The sequence below is a fragment of the Methylobacterium sp. OAE515 genome (genome assembly GCF_041806315.1).
GTDB lineage: Bacteria > Pseudomonadota > Alphaproteobacteria > Rhizobiales > Beijerinckiaceae > Methylobacterium > Methylobacterium tardum.
In genome coordinates this window covers 2,541,179-2,557,042 of record NZ_JBGMUV010000001.1, presented here as the reverse complement: position 1 = coordinate 2,557,042, position 15,864 = coordinate 2,541,179, and the positions used below count along the sequence as shown (strand labels likewise).

General features: G+C 65.8%; 11 protein-coding genes. 9 read left to right on the top strand and 2 right to left on the bottom strand.

Features of this window, described 5'->3' with window-relative positions; genetic code table 11:
- Window positions 1-19: 19 nt before the first annotated feature.
- Together pucL and ABIE45_RS12480 are read left to right on the top strand one after the other, a co-directional pair.
- Window positions 20-862: a factor-independent urate hydroxylase gene (pucL, locus tag ABIE45_RS12485; RefSeq protein WP_192707006.1), complete on the top strand. Its 843-nt coding sequence runs from the start codon at window positions 20-22 to the stop codon at window positions 860-862.
- A 529-nt stretch (window positions 863-1,391) separates the two neighbouring features.
- Complete coding sequence (locus ABIE45_RS12480) at window positions 1,392-2,876, top strand: PAS domain-containing protein (RefSeq protein ID WP_192707005.1); 1,485 nt, start codon at window positions 1,392-1,394, stop codon at window positions 2,874-2,876.
- A 32-nt stretch (window positions 2,877-2,908) separates the two neighbouring features.
- Here the strand turns inward: ABIE45_RS12480 and ABIE45_RS12475 are convergent, their stop codons facing one another.
- Together ABIE45_RS12475 and ABIE45_RS12470 are read right to left on the bottom strand one after the other, a co-directional pair.
- A complete protein-coding gene (locus tag ABIE45_RS12475) occupies window positions 2,909-3,628 on the bottom strand; it encodes an HWE histidine kinase domain-containing protein (protein ID WP_192707004.1) in 720 nt (239 codons plus the stop codon).
- 153 nt (window positions 3,629-3,781) lie between these two features.
- Window positions 3,782-4,840: an SDR family oxidoreductase gene (locus ABIE45_RS12470; RefSeq protein WP_373622321.1), complete on the bottom strand. Its 1,059-nt coding sequence runs from the start codon at window positions 4,838-4,840 to the stop codon at window positions 3,782-3,784.
- A 463-nt stretch (window positions 4,841-5,303) separates the two neighbouring features.
- Here ABIE45_RS12470 and ABIE45_RS12465 point away from each other — a divergent pair, with 463 nt between their 5' ends.
- The 7 genes from ABIE45_RS12465 to ABIE45_RS12435 all read left to right on the top strand — a co-directional run bounded on the left by ABIE45_RS12465 (window position 5,304) and on the right by ABIE45_RS12435 (window position 15,828).
- Window positions 5,304-6,473, top strand: coding sequence for a glycosyltransferase (locus ABIE45_RS12465; RefSeq protein ID WP_192707002.1), 1,170 nt, complete (start codon window positions 5,304-5,306; stop codon window positions 6,471-6,473).
- 486 nt (window positions 6,474-6,959) lie between these two features.
- The gene (locus tag ABIE45_RS12460; RefSeq protein ID WP_192707001.1) at window positions 6,960-10,130 is read left to right on the top strand and encodes an efflux RND transporter permease subunit; all 3,171 of its coding nucleotides are present in this window, start codon (window positions 6,960-6,962) and stop codon (window positions 10,128-10,130) included.
- A 12-nt stretch (window positions 10,131-10,142) separates the two neighbouring features.
- Window positions 10,143-11,360, top strand: coding sequence for an efflux RND transporter periplasmic adaptor subunit (locus ABIE45_RS12455; RefSeq protein ID WP_192707000.1), 1,218 nt, complete (start codon window positions 10,143-10,145; stop codon window positions 11,358-11,360).
- Between the two features lie 333 nt (window positions 11,361-11,693).
- Window positions 11,694-11,975, top strand: a complete 282-nt coding sequence (locus tag ABIE45_RS12450) for a hypothetical protein (RefSeq protein ID WP_192706999.1) — start codon at window positions 11,694-11,696, stop codon at window positions 11,973-11,975.
- 996 nt (window positions 11,976-12,971) lie between these two features.
- Window positions 12,972-13,766, top strand: coding sequence for a MetQ/NlpA family ABC transporter substrate-binding protein (locus tag ABIE45_RS12445; protein WP_192706998.1), 795 nt, complete (start codon window positions 12,972-12,974; stop codon window positions 13,764-13,766).
- Between the two features lie 291 nt (window positions 13,767-14,057).
- The gene (locus ABIE45_RS12440) at window positions 14,058-15,173 is read left to right on the top strand and encodes an ATP-binding cassette domain-containing protein (protein WP_192706997.1); all 1,116 of its coding nucleotides are present in this window, start codon (window positions 14,058-14,060) and stop codon (window positions 15,171-15,173) included.
- Window positions 15,163-15,828 (top strand): methionine ABC transporter permease, encoded by a 666-nt coding sequence (locus ABIE45_RS12435; protein ID WP_192706996.1) that lies wholly within the window; start codon window positions 15,163-15,165, stop codon window positions 15,826-15,828. The genes ABIE45_RS12440 and ABIE45_RS12435 overlap by 11 nt, the downstream gene beginning before the upstream one ends.
- Window positions 15,829-15,864: the final 36 nt, after the last annotated feature.

The window sequence follows — 15,864 nt, the reverse complement described above, 5'->3', positions numbered from 1 at the left end:
CCTCCGCCGGAGACTGCCTATGCCCCTGATCGCGTCGCGCTACGGCAAGGAACAGGTCCGGGTGATGCGTCTCACCCGCGACGGTGACCACCATACGCCGCGCGAGCTGACGCTCTCGGTGATGCTGACCGGCCGATTCGATGCCGCCTGGACCGAGGGCGACAACCGCGCCTGCATCGCCACCGACAGCATCAAGAACATCGTCAACGTCACGGCGGCCCGGAATCTTGCCCTCGACAAGGAGGCGTTCGTGGCCGCCGTCGCGCGGGTTCTGCTCGACACCTACCCGCAAATCGAGACGGTCGCGATCGAGGCCGAGGAAACGCGCTGGCTGCGCCACAGCATCGACGGTCAACCGCACGGCCAAACCTTCACGCGGGACGGGAACGGCGTCGGCTTCGTCGCGCTCAAGACCGACCGGGCCGGATCGACCCTGCGTTCCGGCCTGCACGGCTACACCTTCATGAAGACCACGCAGTCGGGCTGGGCCGGCTTCGTCGACGACCAGTACCGAACGTTGCCGGACACCACCGACCGCATCGCGGCCACCAGCATGGACGCGACTTGGACGTGGGCGACCGTGCCCGCCGCGTGCGAAACCGCGAATGCACGGATTCTCGCGACGCTGCTGGCCGTCTTCGGTACTACTTACAGTCGCGGCGTGCAGGACAGTATGTACAGGATGGGCGAGGCCGCGCTCGCAGCCGTGCAAGACATCAGCGAGATCACCTTCGTGATGCCGAACAAGCACTACATTCCCATCGACCTGACAGCCTTCAGCCTGGACAATCCCGGTACCGTTTTCCTGCCGACCGACCAACCCTATGGGCGGATCGAGGCGACGGTCAGCCGCGACGGTTGATCACCGATGCGTTACTTCGAGCACACAAATAATTGATCGGCATACAATCCGTCATTCGACTCAATCTATCTCTGCTATCTTTGGTGCACTATCGGAGAGGCAAGCAACACATCGATTGTCAAATTTACTAATTTCATACGCTGGATATGGGCGAAAAACTATAAAGTGGCGACCTATTTTGGGGGGCGGTACTGGTTTCCTCAACCCACACGTAGCGCGTCCGTCCACCACCAACCCGAGGTAGTGGGTGGGACCAACCTAAGATAAGATAATGCAATCGCTGGATGAGTGACGGATTGGTCACGTTGATTTCTGGGCAAGCGGGCGGAATTACTAAAATCAAGATAGTCGAGAGTCGCTTTAACACTTAGGCAAGAAAATCGCCGTAGATCGAACTCAAGAAGAGTTTCAGTGAAGCTGATATCGAACTTGCTAACATAGATAGCTTTTTTCGAGCGGCTTACAATCATGCCGCAACCGTCAAGGTGCGCTTTCGTCGCACCAGCGGGTTGCGCACAGGGAGACCATCATGTTCGAGCGCCTCAAAGGCCGCCGGGATCAGTATGCCAAGCTGGCCGCCTTGAGCCGGTCGCTCGCCACAATCGAATTCGCGCTCGACGGAACCATCCTGGACGCCAACGCGAATTTCCTCGCCGCGATGGGCTACACCCTCGATGAGATCCGCGGCCGTCATCACAGCCTGTTCGTCGAACCCGCGCAGCGCGAGAGCGCGGCCTACCGCGCATTCTGGGAGGGTCTGCGGCGCGGCGAGTTCCAGACCGCCGAGTACAAGCGGATCGCCAAGGGGGGCCGTGAGGTCTGGATCCAGGCCACCTACAATCCCGTGCTCGATGCCGCGGGCAAGCCGGTCAAGATCGTCAAGTTCGCCACCGACATCACCGCGCATAAGCTTCGCTCCCTCGATCTCGAAGGCCAGATCATGGCGCTCCACCGCTCGCAGGCGGTGATCGCCTTCGCGCTCGACGGAACGATCCTGAGCGCCAATCAGAATTTCCTCGATGCCGTGGGCTACCGCCTGGAAGAGATCGTCGGCCGCCATCACAGCCTGTTCGTCGGCGAGGCCGAGCGAGCGGGCGAAGCCTATCGCGCCTTCTGGGCCGCGCTCGCCCGCGGGGAATTCCAATCCGGCGCGTTCAGGCGCACCGGCAAAGGCGGTCGAGAGATCTGGATCCAGGCCACCTACAACCCGATCACCGACGCGGACGGCCGGCCCGTGCGGGTCGTCAAGTTCGCCACCGACATCACCGCGCAGGTCCACGAGCGGCAGCGCCGGGCCGAAGCGCAGCGCGCGATCGGCGACGATCTCGACGCGATCGGTCGCGCCGTCGAGGATGTGACGCGGCAGACAAATCACGCCGCCGAGACGGTCGGGCGTGTCTCGAACGAGATCCGGTCGGTCACCTCGGGTGCCGAGCAGTTGTCCGTCTCCGTCGGGGAGATCAGCCAGCAGGTCAGCCACGCGGCGGAGATCGCCGGACAGGCGGTCGATCAGGCGCAGCACACGGGACGGATCGTAGCGGGGCTGAGCGAGCAGGCGACCCAGATCGGCGATGTGGTCGGCCTGATCTCTGGCATCGCCGCCCAGACCAACCTGCTGGCGCTCAACGCCACAATCGAGGCGGCCCGCGCCGGTGAGGCCGGCCGCGGTTTCGCGGTCGTGGCCAGTGAGGTGAAGACCCTCGCTGAGCAGACGGGCCGGGCGACGGATCAGATCCGCAGCCAGATTGCCTCCACCCAGTCGGCGACCCGCGAGGCCGTGGACGCGATCGGCGTCATCCAGGGCACGATCCGCACGTTGAACGAGGTCTCGTCGACCATTGCGGCGGCCGTGGAGGAGCAATCCGCGGTAACGCGTGAGATGTCCGGCAGCATGCAGACGGCGTCGCACGGCGTATCGACGATCGCATCCGGCATGGACACGATCGCCGAGGCGAGCGTTCGGGTCGACCGGGCGACGCGTCAGGTCCGGGAAGCCTCGCGGGCGATCGGCTGAGAATGCCGCGCGTGGACGGCGCGCCGGCCGTCTCAGCCCGGCTCGCCGTTCTCCTCGAAGTCGGTCTCGTCCACCACGCGTCCGACCCGTGGTGTCAGCGGGAACCGCACGGTGCACCGTAGGCCATCGGCTTCGAAGGCGAGATCGACCTTGGCGCCCAACTCATAGCTCAGCATCTCGGTCAGGACCTGCATCCCGAAGCCCTGCCGTGCCGGCGGCCCGATCCCCGCGCCGCCCGTCTCCTTCCATACGAGCGTCAGCTCCCCGCCGGATGTCGCGCCGACGCCGTCGATGGACCAGCGGACCTCGACCTCACCCTCCGCGAGGCCGAAGGCGCCATGCTCGACGGCGTTGCTGCAGAGTTCGTGGACCGCGAGCGCCACCAGCTGCGCAGCCTTCGGCCTGAGCCGGACCGCCGGCCCGTCGAGCGCCGCCTGCTCGCCCTCGCGGATGAGATGGATCATCAGCTCATCTGACATCAGGGTGTGCAGGTTGACCTCGCCGAAGGTGTCGGCGGTGACCCGGACGCGCGCGATGGCGTCGAGCCGGCCCTCGAGATGGGTCGCGTAATTCTCGACGCTGTCTGCGGTCTCGGCCGACAGGCGCAGGACTGCCCGAAGCATCGCCATCGTGTCGCGCAGGCCGTGGCGGAGCCCGTCCGGTGCACCCGCCTCATCCAACAGGCGGCGCAACCGCGTGTTGTCCGCCTCGAGCCGCACCATGCGCGCCGCGATATCGGATCCCTCTGCCATTCTGGCCTTCTCCGCGCGAAGAGCCACGAGGATGCGTTCGGCTCAAACAATGGGCGCATTGCTCACGCGAGCTTCACGCCTTGATCGGGGCCGGTCAACTGCATCGATTACGGTGCGGCCCGATGACCCGTCCCGTTTTCCGGCGACGGTGCGTCAGCGCGGCAGAACCCGCGCCGCCTGGAGGCGCCCGATTGCCGACAGCAGGGCTGCGGCGCTGTCCACGCTCTCGTCGAAGCCGGCCCGCCTGATCTTGCCCATGTCGGAGACGAGATCGAAGGCGCTTTGAAACACGAAGTCGCCGAAGCCCCAGCCGACGGCGCGCTCGTAGGGCATGGTGCTCAGGTCCTGCTCGGCGACGAGCCGATTCCAGACCGGCGCCTTGTCGGCCATATGGACCGCCAGGCGCATCGGTACCGGCGGTCCGAGGGGCAGATCCAGCGCTGCGGCGAGCTTCTCCCAGAGGCGCCGCCAGCGGAAGGGCTCGTGCACGAAGTTGAAGGCCTGATCGCGTGCGGATTCCGCGGTCGCTGCCCAGAGGCTGGCCCGCGCCAAGGCATGGGCATCCGTGACCTGCGCGAAGACACCCTCGTAGACATGGGCCGGACCGGGAAAGCGGAAGGCCGCGCCTTCCGCCCGGCACAGGGCCGCGTAGGCGCCGATCACCATGGCGATGTTCATGGCGTTGCCGGCCGCGTCGCCGATCACCACGTCCGGGCGCAGGATGGACCAGCTCGAACCGCCACGTGTCGCACGGGCCCGCAGCTCGTCTTCCTGCGTGAAGTAGAAGTTCGGGCCGATATGACGCGGATTGTCGTCCTCGTAGAAGGGCGATGGCACTGGTCCGAGATGGACTCCGTAGACCTTCGCCCCCTGATACAAGACGACGCGCCGCAACGGTGCATTCACGGCCGCTAATCCGTCGAGCAGATTGCGCAGCATCGCCCCGTTGACCCGGTCTTCCTCGGCCAAGTTCGGCTGAGGCGCCAGGGCGGCGTAGAAGAGATGCGTGGTGTCGCCGGCCGCCGCAAGGGCCGTGCGGGTCGCGCCGGCATCGGTGAGATCCGCCGCGATGGCACCAACTGTCGGGTGCGGGTGTCGCGACAGCGCGCGGGCCGTCCAATCGGAGCGGGCGCCGAGTTCTTCCATCAGCGCTTTTCCGATGATGCCGTTGGCGCCCGCGATCAAAGCTGTCCCAGATTTCTCCGTCGTCACTTCACTCTCCTCAATCATGGTACGCGAGCCGCGTGATCGCCCCTGCGCCGGATCGGATTGCTGTCCGAGGAACAGCGCCCCGTGCGATGAACCGGCGGGACCGCAGGCCGTTCGCCGCGACGGTACCTGCCGCTGCTCTGAACCGGCTCGGCGTAAGGCAGACCTGGAAGCTCAGACTGTCCCGTTAGCGGTGACGGATTCCTAACCAAGCACGCTCGAGACGTGAGGCGACAACCTTAAACAATTTAAGTCGATATATAGTTTTGCATTCTCTCCTTAACTTTACAGAAAGCGATTTAATCGCGAACATCTAATACAATAACGTCATTGAGCGGACATATCAATCCTTATTGCTGTAATAATTGAACAATGACTCCTTTGCGGGAGAGACGATTTTGGCTTAATGGCGCAGTTCGGGCGTGCCGGTAGCATTTGCGGATCTTTGCTTTAGGAGCGTATCGCCATGAATACGTCCGGTCAAACAATCTGTCTTTCCATGATCGTCAAGAATGAGGCGCATTGCATACGGCGTTGCCTCGATTCCGTCCGGCCGATCATTGATCATTGGATGATCGTGGATACGGGTTCGACCGATGGGACGCAGGATGTGATCCGCTCGGCCATGGCAGATCTGCCGGGCAGGCTAGTGGAGCGACCCTGGGTCGATTTCGCCCATAACAGGAGCGAAGCGCTCGCCTTGGCGCGCCCTCATGGCACCTACTCGCTGATCATCGACGCCGATGACGAACTGGTGATCCCGGCCGGCTATACGGTCCCAAAGCTCGATGTTCCCGGGTACACCTTCACGATTTTGGACCGTTTCACGGAGTACGCGCGCATTCAATTGGTCAGCAACGCTCTGACCTGGTGCTATCGCGGCGTGCTGCATGAGTTTCTAGATAGCGAGGACAACTATTGGACGAAGCCGATGTCCTTGGTGATGCGGCGCGGCAATGACGGCGCGCGCCATCGCGATGCGTCAACGTATCGGCGGGACGCTGAGATCCTTGAGAAGGCGCTCGTCAACGAGAAAGATCTCTTCCTGATCGCCCGGTACACCTTCTACCTCGCGCAGAGCTGCCGCGACAGCGACGAGCCGCGCAAAGCCATTATGCATTATCTTAAGCGGTCAGAATTGGGTTTTTGGCACGAAGAAGTCTATATAAGCCTACTCAGTGCTGCATATTTGAAGGATTATTTAAAGGATTCCGAGGATGAGATCCGGGTTCTCTTCGACCGAGCGATCTCGATCTGCCCGGAGCGGGCTGAAGCTCGTCACGGCGCAAGTCGTTTCTTTCGGCAGCGTGGTCAGCACGCCCACGCCTTCTTCTACGCGCAGGAGGCCCTGCACCTGAAGGCGCCCAGCGAGGCCTTGTTTTTGCAGAACTGGATCTATTCGTATGGCTTGCGCGATGAGTACGCGGTGAGTGCATTCAATACGGGGCAATACCGCGCCTGCTTCTCCACCTGCCTGGACATCCTTGATCAGGCGAACATCCCGCCGGACGTCCGGACGCGGATTGCCGGACTTGCGCGCGAGGCCTTGGCCAAGATGGTCGACCCCGCCTGGGGGTGTCAGCAATCGCCCTATAGCGCCGAGTTCTGGCCATGCTGGGAATTTGCCGCAGCGTGAACGCATCTTGCGGTCCGGTCCGGCCACCAGGGATCGCGTGTCGACCATGTCGATCCGAGGCGGTCGCCCGTGCTCTGGTGCCAAGCAGTGTGACGCGCCACGGTTTGCGGCGCGTCTCTGCCATTGGGATTGGCCGCGTATGTCATGACAACGGCATCTCCCGAACACACCACGATCGCTGAGCGCTGAGGCCGACGAAAACAGATCCGTCCATCGCGTAAGTCGCTGCTCTATACAAGCTTGTAGCACGGATAGCGGCATGTGCTATGGTGCATCAGCCAATTCGATCATGTAATATCGTGCGGGGTTATAATACCGCCGCATAGGTAAAGTATAGAAAATTTGTCTCGGAACGTTTCTGCCCGGATTACGCTGGGCAGGTCATCAAATTGCCCTATTGATCAGATGAATGCAAAATGCTGAATGCGGGTGGTGAGCGAAGCCCCAGCTTCATCCCCAGATCGTGACGCGGACAAGTCTCCAACGATGGCCGCAATTGTCCGACTTGCGCTTTTGCGCCCCTACACCTTCGTCGTGATGTCGATCCTGATCCTGATCTTCGGGGTCCTGTCGATCTTCCGGACGCCGACCGACATCTTCCCGAGCATCGGCATCCCGGTCATCAGCGTCGTCTGGCAATATACCGGCCTTCCGCCTGAGGACATGTCGGGCCGGATCGTCTCGGTCTTCGAGCGCTCGCTGACCACCACCGTCAACGATATCGAACACATCGAATCGCAATCGGTCCCGGGCTACGGGATCATCAAGATCTACTTTCAGCCCAGCGTCGACATCACGGCGGCCCAGGCCCAGGTCACCGCCATCTCACAGACGCAGCTGAAGCAGCTGCCGCCGGGCATCACGCCGCCCCTGATGCTGGCCTACAACGCGTCGAGCGTGCCCATCATTCAGCTCGCCCTGTCGAGCGACACGCTCTCGCAATCCGCCCTCAACGACCTGGCGATGAACTTCATCCGGCCCCAGCTCGCCACGGTGCCGGGGGCGCAGCTTCCCTACGCTTATGGCGGTGCCGCGCGGCAGGTGCAGATCGACCTCGACCAGTCGGCGCTCCACGCCCACGGGCTGTCGGCGGCCGATGTCGGCGCGGCGCTCGCCCGGCAGAACCTGATCACCCCTGTCGGCACGCAGAAGATCGGCAGCTACGAGTGGATCATCGATCTGAACGACTCGCCCAAGACCATCGAGGCGTTCAACGACCTGCCGGTTAAGGTGGTCAACGGCGCCGTGGTGTTCATGCGCGATGTCGCCCATGTTCATAACGGCTCGCCGCCTCAGACCAACGTCGTCCAGCTCGACGGCAAGAAGGGCGTGCTGATGTCGGTCCTGAAGATCGGCAACGCCTCGACCCTCGACATCATCGCCGGCGTGAAGGCGCGGCTGCCGGCCATCCAGGCGACCCTGCCCGCCGGCGTCGACCTGAAATACGTGGCCGACCAGTCGGGCTTCGTGAAGGAGTCGGTGGTGGCGGTGGTGCGCGAGGGCCTCATCGCCGCCGCGCTCACCGGTTTCATGATCCTGGTCTTCCTCGGCAGCTGGCGCTCGACCCTGATCATCACCGTATCGATCCCGCTGGCGGTGCTCTGCTCGCTGATCGCCCTGTCGGTCCTGGGACAGACCATCAACGTCATGACGCTGGGCGGCCTCGCGCTGGCGGTGGGCATCCTGGTCGACGATGCGACGGTGACGATCGAGAACATTAATCGGCACATGGAGGAGTTCGGCGAGGACATCGTCACGGCGATCACCCGCGGCGCGCAGGAGATCATGCCGCCGGCGACCATTGCGCTGTTCTGCATCTGCATCGCCTTCGCGCCGCTGCTGGCGCTCGGCGGGGTGGCCGGCTTCCTGTTCCGGCCGCTGGCCATGGCGGTCGTGTTCGCGATGATCGCGTCCTACGCGCTGACCTATACGGTGGTGCCGACCCTGGCGCGCTACCTTCTTACGGAGCACGCCCACGGGGACGGGGCGCACGCGGAGCCGGGTTTCTTCGGACGGTTCCAGAGGGGTTTTGAGCGGCGGTTCGAGAGCCTGCGCCAAGGCTATCTCGGCCTGCTGGCGCTTGCGCTGGCGAACCGGCGCCTGTTCGCAGGCGGGTTCCTGCTCGTCGTCGGCCTGTCTTTCGGGCTGTTGCCCTATCTCGGCCGGGACTTCTTCCCGTCGATCGAATCCGACGCCCTGCGCATGCATGTCCGCGCGCCGACCGGCACCCGCATCGAGGAGATGACGGCGCTGACCGGGCGGATCGAGAACCGTGTCCGCGCGCTGCTGCCGCCCGGGCGCGTCATCAGCGTCGTCAACAACATCGGCCTGCCGATCAGCGGCATCAACATCTCGTACGGCAACAGCGGCACGATCGGCACATTCGACGCCGACATACTGGTGACCCTGGCCGAAGGTGAGGTTTCCCCCGACGCCATCACCCGCGACCTGCGCAGCCGCCTCCCGCGGGAATTTCCCGGCGTGACCTTCTCGTTCCTGCCGGCCGATATCGTCAGCCAGATCCTCAATTTCGGCTCGCCCGCAGCCTTCGACGTGCAGATCGCCGGCCACGACATCGAGGGCAACCGTGCCTACGCGTACACGCTGCTGTCGCGGATCCGGCGGGTCGCCGGCGTCGCCGATGCGCGGATCCAGGAGCAGTCGAAAGGGCCGGCGCTCCGGGTCGATTTTAACCGCGCCCTGGCCGGCGTCGTCGGCCTGACCGAAGGCGACGCGGCCAGCAGTGTCCAGGCAAGCCTCTCGGGCAGCACGCAGACAGCGCCGACCTACTGGCTCGACCCGCGCAACGGCGTCTCATACCCGGTCTCAGTCCAGACGCCGCAATATTCCATCGACACGCTCGGCGACCTCAACAACCTGCCGATCACGGCCGCCCGCTCGGAGCAGCTCCTCGGCGGCCTCTCGACCATCTCGCCCGAGCCGCTGAGCGCGGTGGTGACGCACTACAACGTCATGGGCACGGTCAACATCCTCGCCGCCGCGCAGAGCCGTGACCTCGGCGGCACGGCCGCGGATATCCAGAGGATCATCGACGAGACGAAGGGCGCCCTGCCCAAGGGCTCGACCGTGGCGGTGCGCGGCCAGGTCGTCACCATGTCGAACGCCTACCAGCAGCTGCTGATCGGCCTCGGCTTCTCGATCGTGCTCATCTACCTGCTGATCGTGATCAACTTCCAATCCTGGCTCGATCCGTTCGTCATCATCATGGCGCTGCCGGCCGCGCTCGCCGGGATCGTCTGGATGCTGTTCGTCACGCAGACGCACGTCTCCGTCCCGGCGCTGACCGGCGCGATCATGTGCATGGGTGTCGCCACCGCCAACTCGATCCTGGTGATTAGCTTCGCCCGGGAGCAGCTCGCAGAGGGCCTGAGCGCCCTCGACGCCGCCCTGGCGGCGGGCGCGACGCGGCTGCGGCCGGTGATCATGACGGCGCTCGCCATGGTGATCGGCATGCTCCCGATGGCGATCGAGCCGGGGCAGAACGCGCCGCTTGGCCGCGCCGTGATCGGTGGCCTGCTCTTTGCCACCACGGCGACGCTGTTCTTCGTCCCCGTCGTCTTCGCCATGGTGCATGGCCGCGCGCGCGGCCCGGCGGCTGCGTCGCTCCCCGGTGCTCTTCCCACTCCGTCCGTCTGAGCTGGATCACACATGGACCCCGTCGAGACGCCAACGCCCTCCAAGCGCAAGGTCGTCGTGCTCCTGCTCGGCGTCGCGGCGGGCGCCGCGGCGCTGGCCTATACCGGCATCGCCGACCGCGCGAAGGGCATGCAGGAGGTCGAAGCCTGGACCGAGAGGCAGGCCGTCCCGACCGTCCGGGTGGTCCAGGCCCAGCGTGGCCCACGCGATCAGGAACTGTCGCTGCCCGGCACTCTGAACGCCTATTACACGGGGTCGCTCTACGCCCGCGCCAGCGGCTACGTGACGGCGTGGCACAAGGATATCGGCGCCCGTGTCCGCAAGGACGAGGTGCTGGCCGACATCTCGGCGCCGGATCTCGACCAGCAGCTCGCCGAGGCCCGGGCGACGCTGGTTCAGCTCCAGGCTGCCGTCCAGCAGGCCCAGGCCAACGCGGATCTCAGCGACGCCACCAACAAGCGCACCGCCCGCCTCGTCACGCAGGGCTGGTCCAGCGAGGAGCGGGGCGATACCGACCGCTTCACCGCGGCCTCGCGGGCGGCGGCGCTGTCCGTCGCCAAGGCCAACCTCGTCGTCCAACAGGCCGTCGTGAGCCGCCTGGAGGAGCTGACGCGGTTCAAGCAGATCAAAGCGCCCTTCGACGGCGTCGTCACCGCACGCGCCGTCGATATCGGCGATCTCCTGACCGCCGGCGGCACGTCGGGGCGGCCGCTGTTCCGCGTCTCGGACATCCACCGGATGCGCGTCTACGTGAACGTGCCGCAGGGATTCCTGGCGGTCATGAAGCCGGGACTGAAGGCGTCCCTGCACGTTCCCGGACAGGACGCCGCGTTCTCCGCCGCGGTGACGTCGACGGCCAACGCGGTGGCGGAGGATTCACGCAAGGGTCTGGTCGAGCTGCAGGCCGACAACCCCGACGGCGCGCTCTGGCCGGGAGCCTTCGTGGAGGTGCAGTTCCACGTCCCGTCGAACCCGGACACGCTGCGGATCCCCACGACGGCGCTGCTCTTCACCAAGAACGGCACCCAGGTGGCTGAAGTGCAGGACGATCATCGGGTCGCCCTGCGAACGGTCAAGCTCGGCCGCAATCTCGGCAACGACGTGGAGATCCAGAGCGGCGTGACCCTGGCTCAACGTCTCATCGACAACCCGCAGGAATTCCTGAGTTCCGGCGACGTGGTCCAGATCGCCGGTGAATCCGCCTTGCCGCGGACCGCGTCAGCGGAATGAAGCCCAGCCGTTGAGAGGAGCCGAGCAGACGACGGCACCGTCTGCTTGCGCGCCGATCGACGATGCGGGATCCCACATGCGAGCTCCTGGGCCCGTCCCGTCGCTCGGCTGCCCGGAAGCCCGCTCGTTGAGGTGATGGTCTCGGCGGCGGCCCTAAGCCGCTCTGTTGCTCGATAGCGTCGGCTTAACAAAGATCAGTTTCGCCATCGCGCACCTGGTCCGCCGAAGATCTGCGAGCCGAGGTCGGTGTCTACTCGGGAACGACATCCCGAACCTCCGGTTTGACCGATGATCTCACCAGAGATCTTCGTTCCATCGAACCGGGAGCACCCCATGAAAGCCGGACAGGTGTGCGCGGTCCTGGCCGCCGCTTTGCTGCTCATCGACGGCGCCCACACTGCCCAGGCTCAGGGCGGCGCTGCCGGCGGGGGCGCCGGCATGAGCGGCAGTCCGACCGGAGCCCGGGGGGCCCGGAGCGGCGCCGGCAGCCAGCCGAACACTGGTAGCGCAGACGACGCGAAGGGTCGGCCGCGCGAGGGCACCACTGATCCGCGCGGCACCGGCGGCTCTATGGGCGGCGGCGCCGGCAGCCCGGCCGGGACCACGGATCACTGACCAGCGGGTCCGCCGCGGCGAAAAGCTTAGCCGTAGGGCGACGGCCGGTCCCGCCCAGGGGCGATCGCATACCGCTCACGCCGGGGCTCGGACTCACCCTTGTTCCGCTCAGGCTTACCCAGCGCGCGGCTCTCACCTACCCGTAGCTGGACGTGGTTTGCGGGAGATGAATGCGTGGTGGATCAAACCGTGCGGAAGGCTGGGCGACTCAAGCGGCTCTGGCCAGGACGCGCTGCGGCGCTCCCTCCGGCACCGCGGCCGCTGCGAGCGATCGATCCGGTCCCCGTGCTGCCGCCGCGCGGCCTCACCGCCGCCGAGCTGATCGCCATGGCGCGCCAAGCCCGCGCGGTCGCGAGTCAACGGGATCCCGCTAAGTCCGCCGACGTTTCCTGAGGTCAGTCACGGTATGCCGGGAGGTCCGCCTTGGGGCTGCTCGCCTTCATAGTCTTCGTTTGCCCGTGGATGGGCTTGGCCGGGCTTTTGTGGCTGCAGGAGCGGCGGAGCCGGCCACTCTGAGAGCGGTCCGGCCGCACGCCGGGCCTGAGGTCTGCTCATCGGCCTCGATTCTTCGGAGAGGCTGAAGCGCGCCTGATCCTCCGGCCGTCTTGCGCTGGAGCCTCCAGCCATCGGCGACCGGTTCGCACTCCAGGCCTGGCGGCTGGGAGCGAAGCTGTTCGCCGATGCGGCCTAATTTGGGAGCACATTCCCGTCCGGGCGGCCTATCGTGACCGTAATCCCATAACAGATCGGCACAAGCGCCGGTTGGAGGGTTGCGTGTCCGTTCCGTCTCGTGAAGCCGCGCTCCCGCGCCTCGCTCCGGTTCACCGGCCGCGAGAGCCTTTGCACGATGGCCGGCATCAATCCGCGGTCGGGCCGGATGCAACGCTGCGCCCTCACGCTTGATCATCCGATCCAGCACCGGCCGGCGATCCTGGCCGACTTGGCGGTCTGATCGCCTCCAACCCCCGACATCGCTCCCAACAAGAACGAGGTACGATGATGACGACGCGACGCTCGGTCCTGACTGGAGCGCTGGCCCTGTCGGCGACCAAAGCTCTGGCGGCGGCTCCCTTGCGGGTGATTGCCTCCTCGGTGCCGCATGCGGAGATCCTGCAATACGTCACCGGGACGCTCGCTCCGGGCTTTCCCCTGAAGGTGATCGAGATCAGCGGCGACGTCCGGCCGAACGCGCTCCTGCGGGACGGCGATGCCGATGCCAATTTCTTCCAGCACGTCCCCTATCTCCGCGCCGAGGAGGCGGAACTGGGGGTTCAGTTCGCGGTGGTCGCCACCGTCCATGTCGAGCCGCTCGGCATCTACGCGCGGCGCGTGAAGACGCTGGCGGAAGTGGCCAAGGGTGCCCGGGTCGCCGTCGCGAACGACGTGACCAACTTCACGCGCGGGTTGAAGCTCCTCCAGGCGAACGGACTGATCCGCCTTCGGTCCAGCGATGCGGGGGCCTTCGCCACCCTGCAGGACATCGCCGACAATCCGAAAGACCTGCGGTTTGTCGAGGTCGCGCGGTCGCAACTGCCCCGTTCCCTGGACGATGTCGCGCTCGCGGTCATCAACGGTAACGACGCGCTGGAATACGGCCTCGTCCCAGCCCGCGATTCGCTGGCGCTCGAACGCGCCGAGGGCAATCCATACGCCAACGTCCTCGTCACGACGCAGGCCCTCGCCAAGGACGAGCGGATCCAGCGCCTCGCCTCACTGCTGACGTCGGCTGAGGTCGCCCGTTTCATCCAGGATCGTTACAAGGGATCGGTGATCCCGGTCCGAGCCGCGTGACGGCAGCCCCTAGGCTCGCCGTAGCTTGATCCGCGGCTTCGGATGTTTTCGATCGTGGCACGACAGAAATTCCGATCTTTGCGCGAGATCGGATTGAGCCTCGGAAGCCGCCACGATCTTGCAGCGGGGAGATTGTTCTCCAAAGCACCGGTTGATCAGTGGGCCTGATCTCGCGTGCCGGAAAGCTTTGGCCTTTGCTCGCCTTGACCCTGGGCAAGCGGCCAACGGATAAACAAAGTCCAACCTTCCCGACGTGTCGCGGACCGGCGCGTCCCGACGAGGGAGACCCGTTTGGCCGCGTCCGTATCGCCGCCGCCTGATCGCCAGGCCGGCGCAAAGCTCATTCGATTCGAGCAGGTGTCGAAGGTCTATCCGATCCCGGGCGGTGCGGACCCGATCACGGCGCTCGCCGGCGTCGACCTCACCGTGCAGGCCGGTACCATCCACGGGATCATAGGGCGCTCCGGCGCCGGCAAGTCGACGCTGATCCGGCTCATCAACGGCCTGGAGCGTCCAAGCAGCGGACGCGTCTTCATCGGCGACGTGGAGGTCTCGCGGCTGACCGAGCGGGAGATGCGCACGGTCCGGAGCCGGGTCGGCATGATCTTCCAGCATTTCAACCTGCTCTCGTCGCGCAGCGCCGCCGACAACGTCGCCCTGCCCCTGGAACTCGCGGGTTGGAAACGCGGCGCGATCCGCGAGCGGGTCGCGGAGCTTCTCGCGCTGGTGGGCCTCGACGCGGAGGCGGCCCGCTATCCGGCCGAGCTGTCGGGCGGGCAGAAGCAGCGGGTCGGGATCGCGCGGGCGCTTGCGACCGGGCCGGAGGTTCTACTCTCGGATGAAGCCACATCGGCGCTCGATCCCGAGACAACCCGGTCGATCCTGACCTTGCTCAAGCGGATCAACGTGACCCTCGGGCTCACGATTGTCCTGATCACCCATGAGATGTCGGTGATCCGGGCGGTCGCCGATGAGGTTGCCGTGATCGAGGGAGGCGCCATCGTAGAGGCTGGTTCGGCCTTCGAGGTTTTCACCCGGCCGCGATCCGACATCACCCGTCGTCTTCTGGCCACCGAGTCCGGGCTCGCCTTGCCGCCGGGCCTTGCCGCGCGGATCGGCGCCGCGCCGCGCCCCGGCGCCGAACCGGTGTTGCGGCTTCACTTCCAGGGGCCCGGCGGCGATGCGGGGCTCGTTGCGCGACTGGCCCGTGAGACCGGGATCGAGGCGGCGATCCTGGCCGGCACCGTGGACGAGATCGGCGGCCAGCCGTTCGGCACGCTCGTCGTCGCGCTGTCCCCGGGACCGGAGGTCGTCGCCCGGGCCCAGGCATTCCTCGGTGCGGCGGCGGCCACGGCGGACCTCCTCGGCTACCTCGATCGGGCAGAGGAGGCAGTCCGTGTCGCCTGACTATCTCGGGCTCCTGTCCGAAGCGACGCGCGACACCCTGACGATGGTGGCGCTCTCCGCCGTCATCGGGACCCTGGTCGGGCTGCCGCTGGGCGTGTTCTTGGCCACGAGCCGGCGGGGCGAGCTCCTCTCCGCGCCGGCCCTGAACGCGGCCCTGGGGCTCGTGGTCAACGCCACGCGTTCAACGCCCTTCATCATCCTGGTCGTGGCAATCATCCCGTTCACCCGCCTCGTCGCCGGCACGTCGCTCGGGACCGGAGCCGCCGCCGTTCCGCTTACGGTCGCGGCAGCTCCCTACATTGCGCGTCTCGTAGAAGCTGCGATCCGCGAGGTCGATCACGGGCTCGTCGAGGCGGCCCGCGCCTTCGGAGCGAGCCCGGCACAGATCATCCGCAAGGTGCTGATCCCGGAGGCGCTGCCGGGCATCGTGCTCGGGCTGACCCTAGCTGTCGTCTCGCTTATCGGCTATTCCGCGATGGCTGGCGCGGTCGGGGGCGGCGGCCTTGGGGATCTCGGGATCCGCTACGGCTACCAGCGTTTCCGGCCCGAGATGATGGCCGCCGTCGTGGTCGTCCTGATCCTGCTTGTCCAGGCGGTCCAGATGGCAGGCGACCGGCTCGCCCGACGCGTCAACCGACGCATCCGTCGCACTTGATCGATCGGAGGAGCCGAGTGCCCCCGCGTCCGGCCC

What these genes read in the sequence shown, in the direction of transcription:
- pucL (WP_192707006.1), top strand. Translation starts at nt 20, where the DNA reads ATGCCCCTGATCGCGTCGCGCTACGGCAAGGAACAGGTCCGGGTGATG.
- ABIE45_RS12480 (WP_192707005.1), top strand. Translation starts at nt 1,392, where the DNA reads ATGTTCGAGCGCCTCAAAGGCCGCCGGGATCAGTATGCCAAGCTGGCC.
- ABIE45_RS12475 (WP_192707004.1), bottom strand. Translation starts at nt 3,628, where the DNA reads ATGGCAGAGGGATCCGATATCGCGGCGCGCATGGTGCGGCTCGAGGCG.
- ABIE45_RS12465 (WP_192707002.1), top strand. Translation starts at nt 5,304, where the DNA reads ATGAATACGTCCGGTCAAACAATCTGTCTTTCCATGATCGTCAAGAAT.
- ABIE45_RS12460 (WP_192707001.1), top strand. Translation starts at nt 6,960, where the DNA reads ATGGCCGCAATTGTCCGACTTGCGCTTTTGCGCCCCTACACCTTCGTC.
- ABIE45_RS12455 (WP_192707000.1), top strand. Translation starts at nt 10,143, where the DNA reads ATGGACCCCGTCGAGACGCCAACGCCCTCCAAGCGCAAGGTCGTCGTG.
- ABIE45_RS12450 (WP_192706999.1), top strand. Translation starts at nt 11,694, where the DNA reads ATGAAAGCCGGACAGGTGTGCGCGGTCCTGGCCGCCGCTTTGCTGCTC.
- ABIE45_RS12445 (WP_192706998.1), top strand. Translation starts at nt 12,972, where the DNA reads ATGATGACGACGCGACGCTCGGTCCTGACTGGAGCGCTGGCCCTGTCG.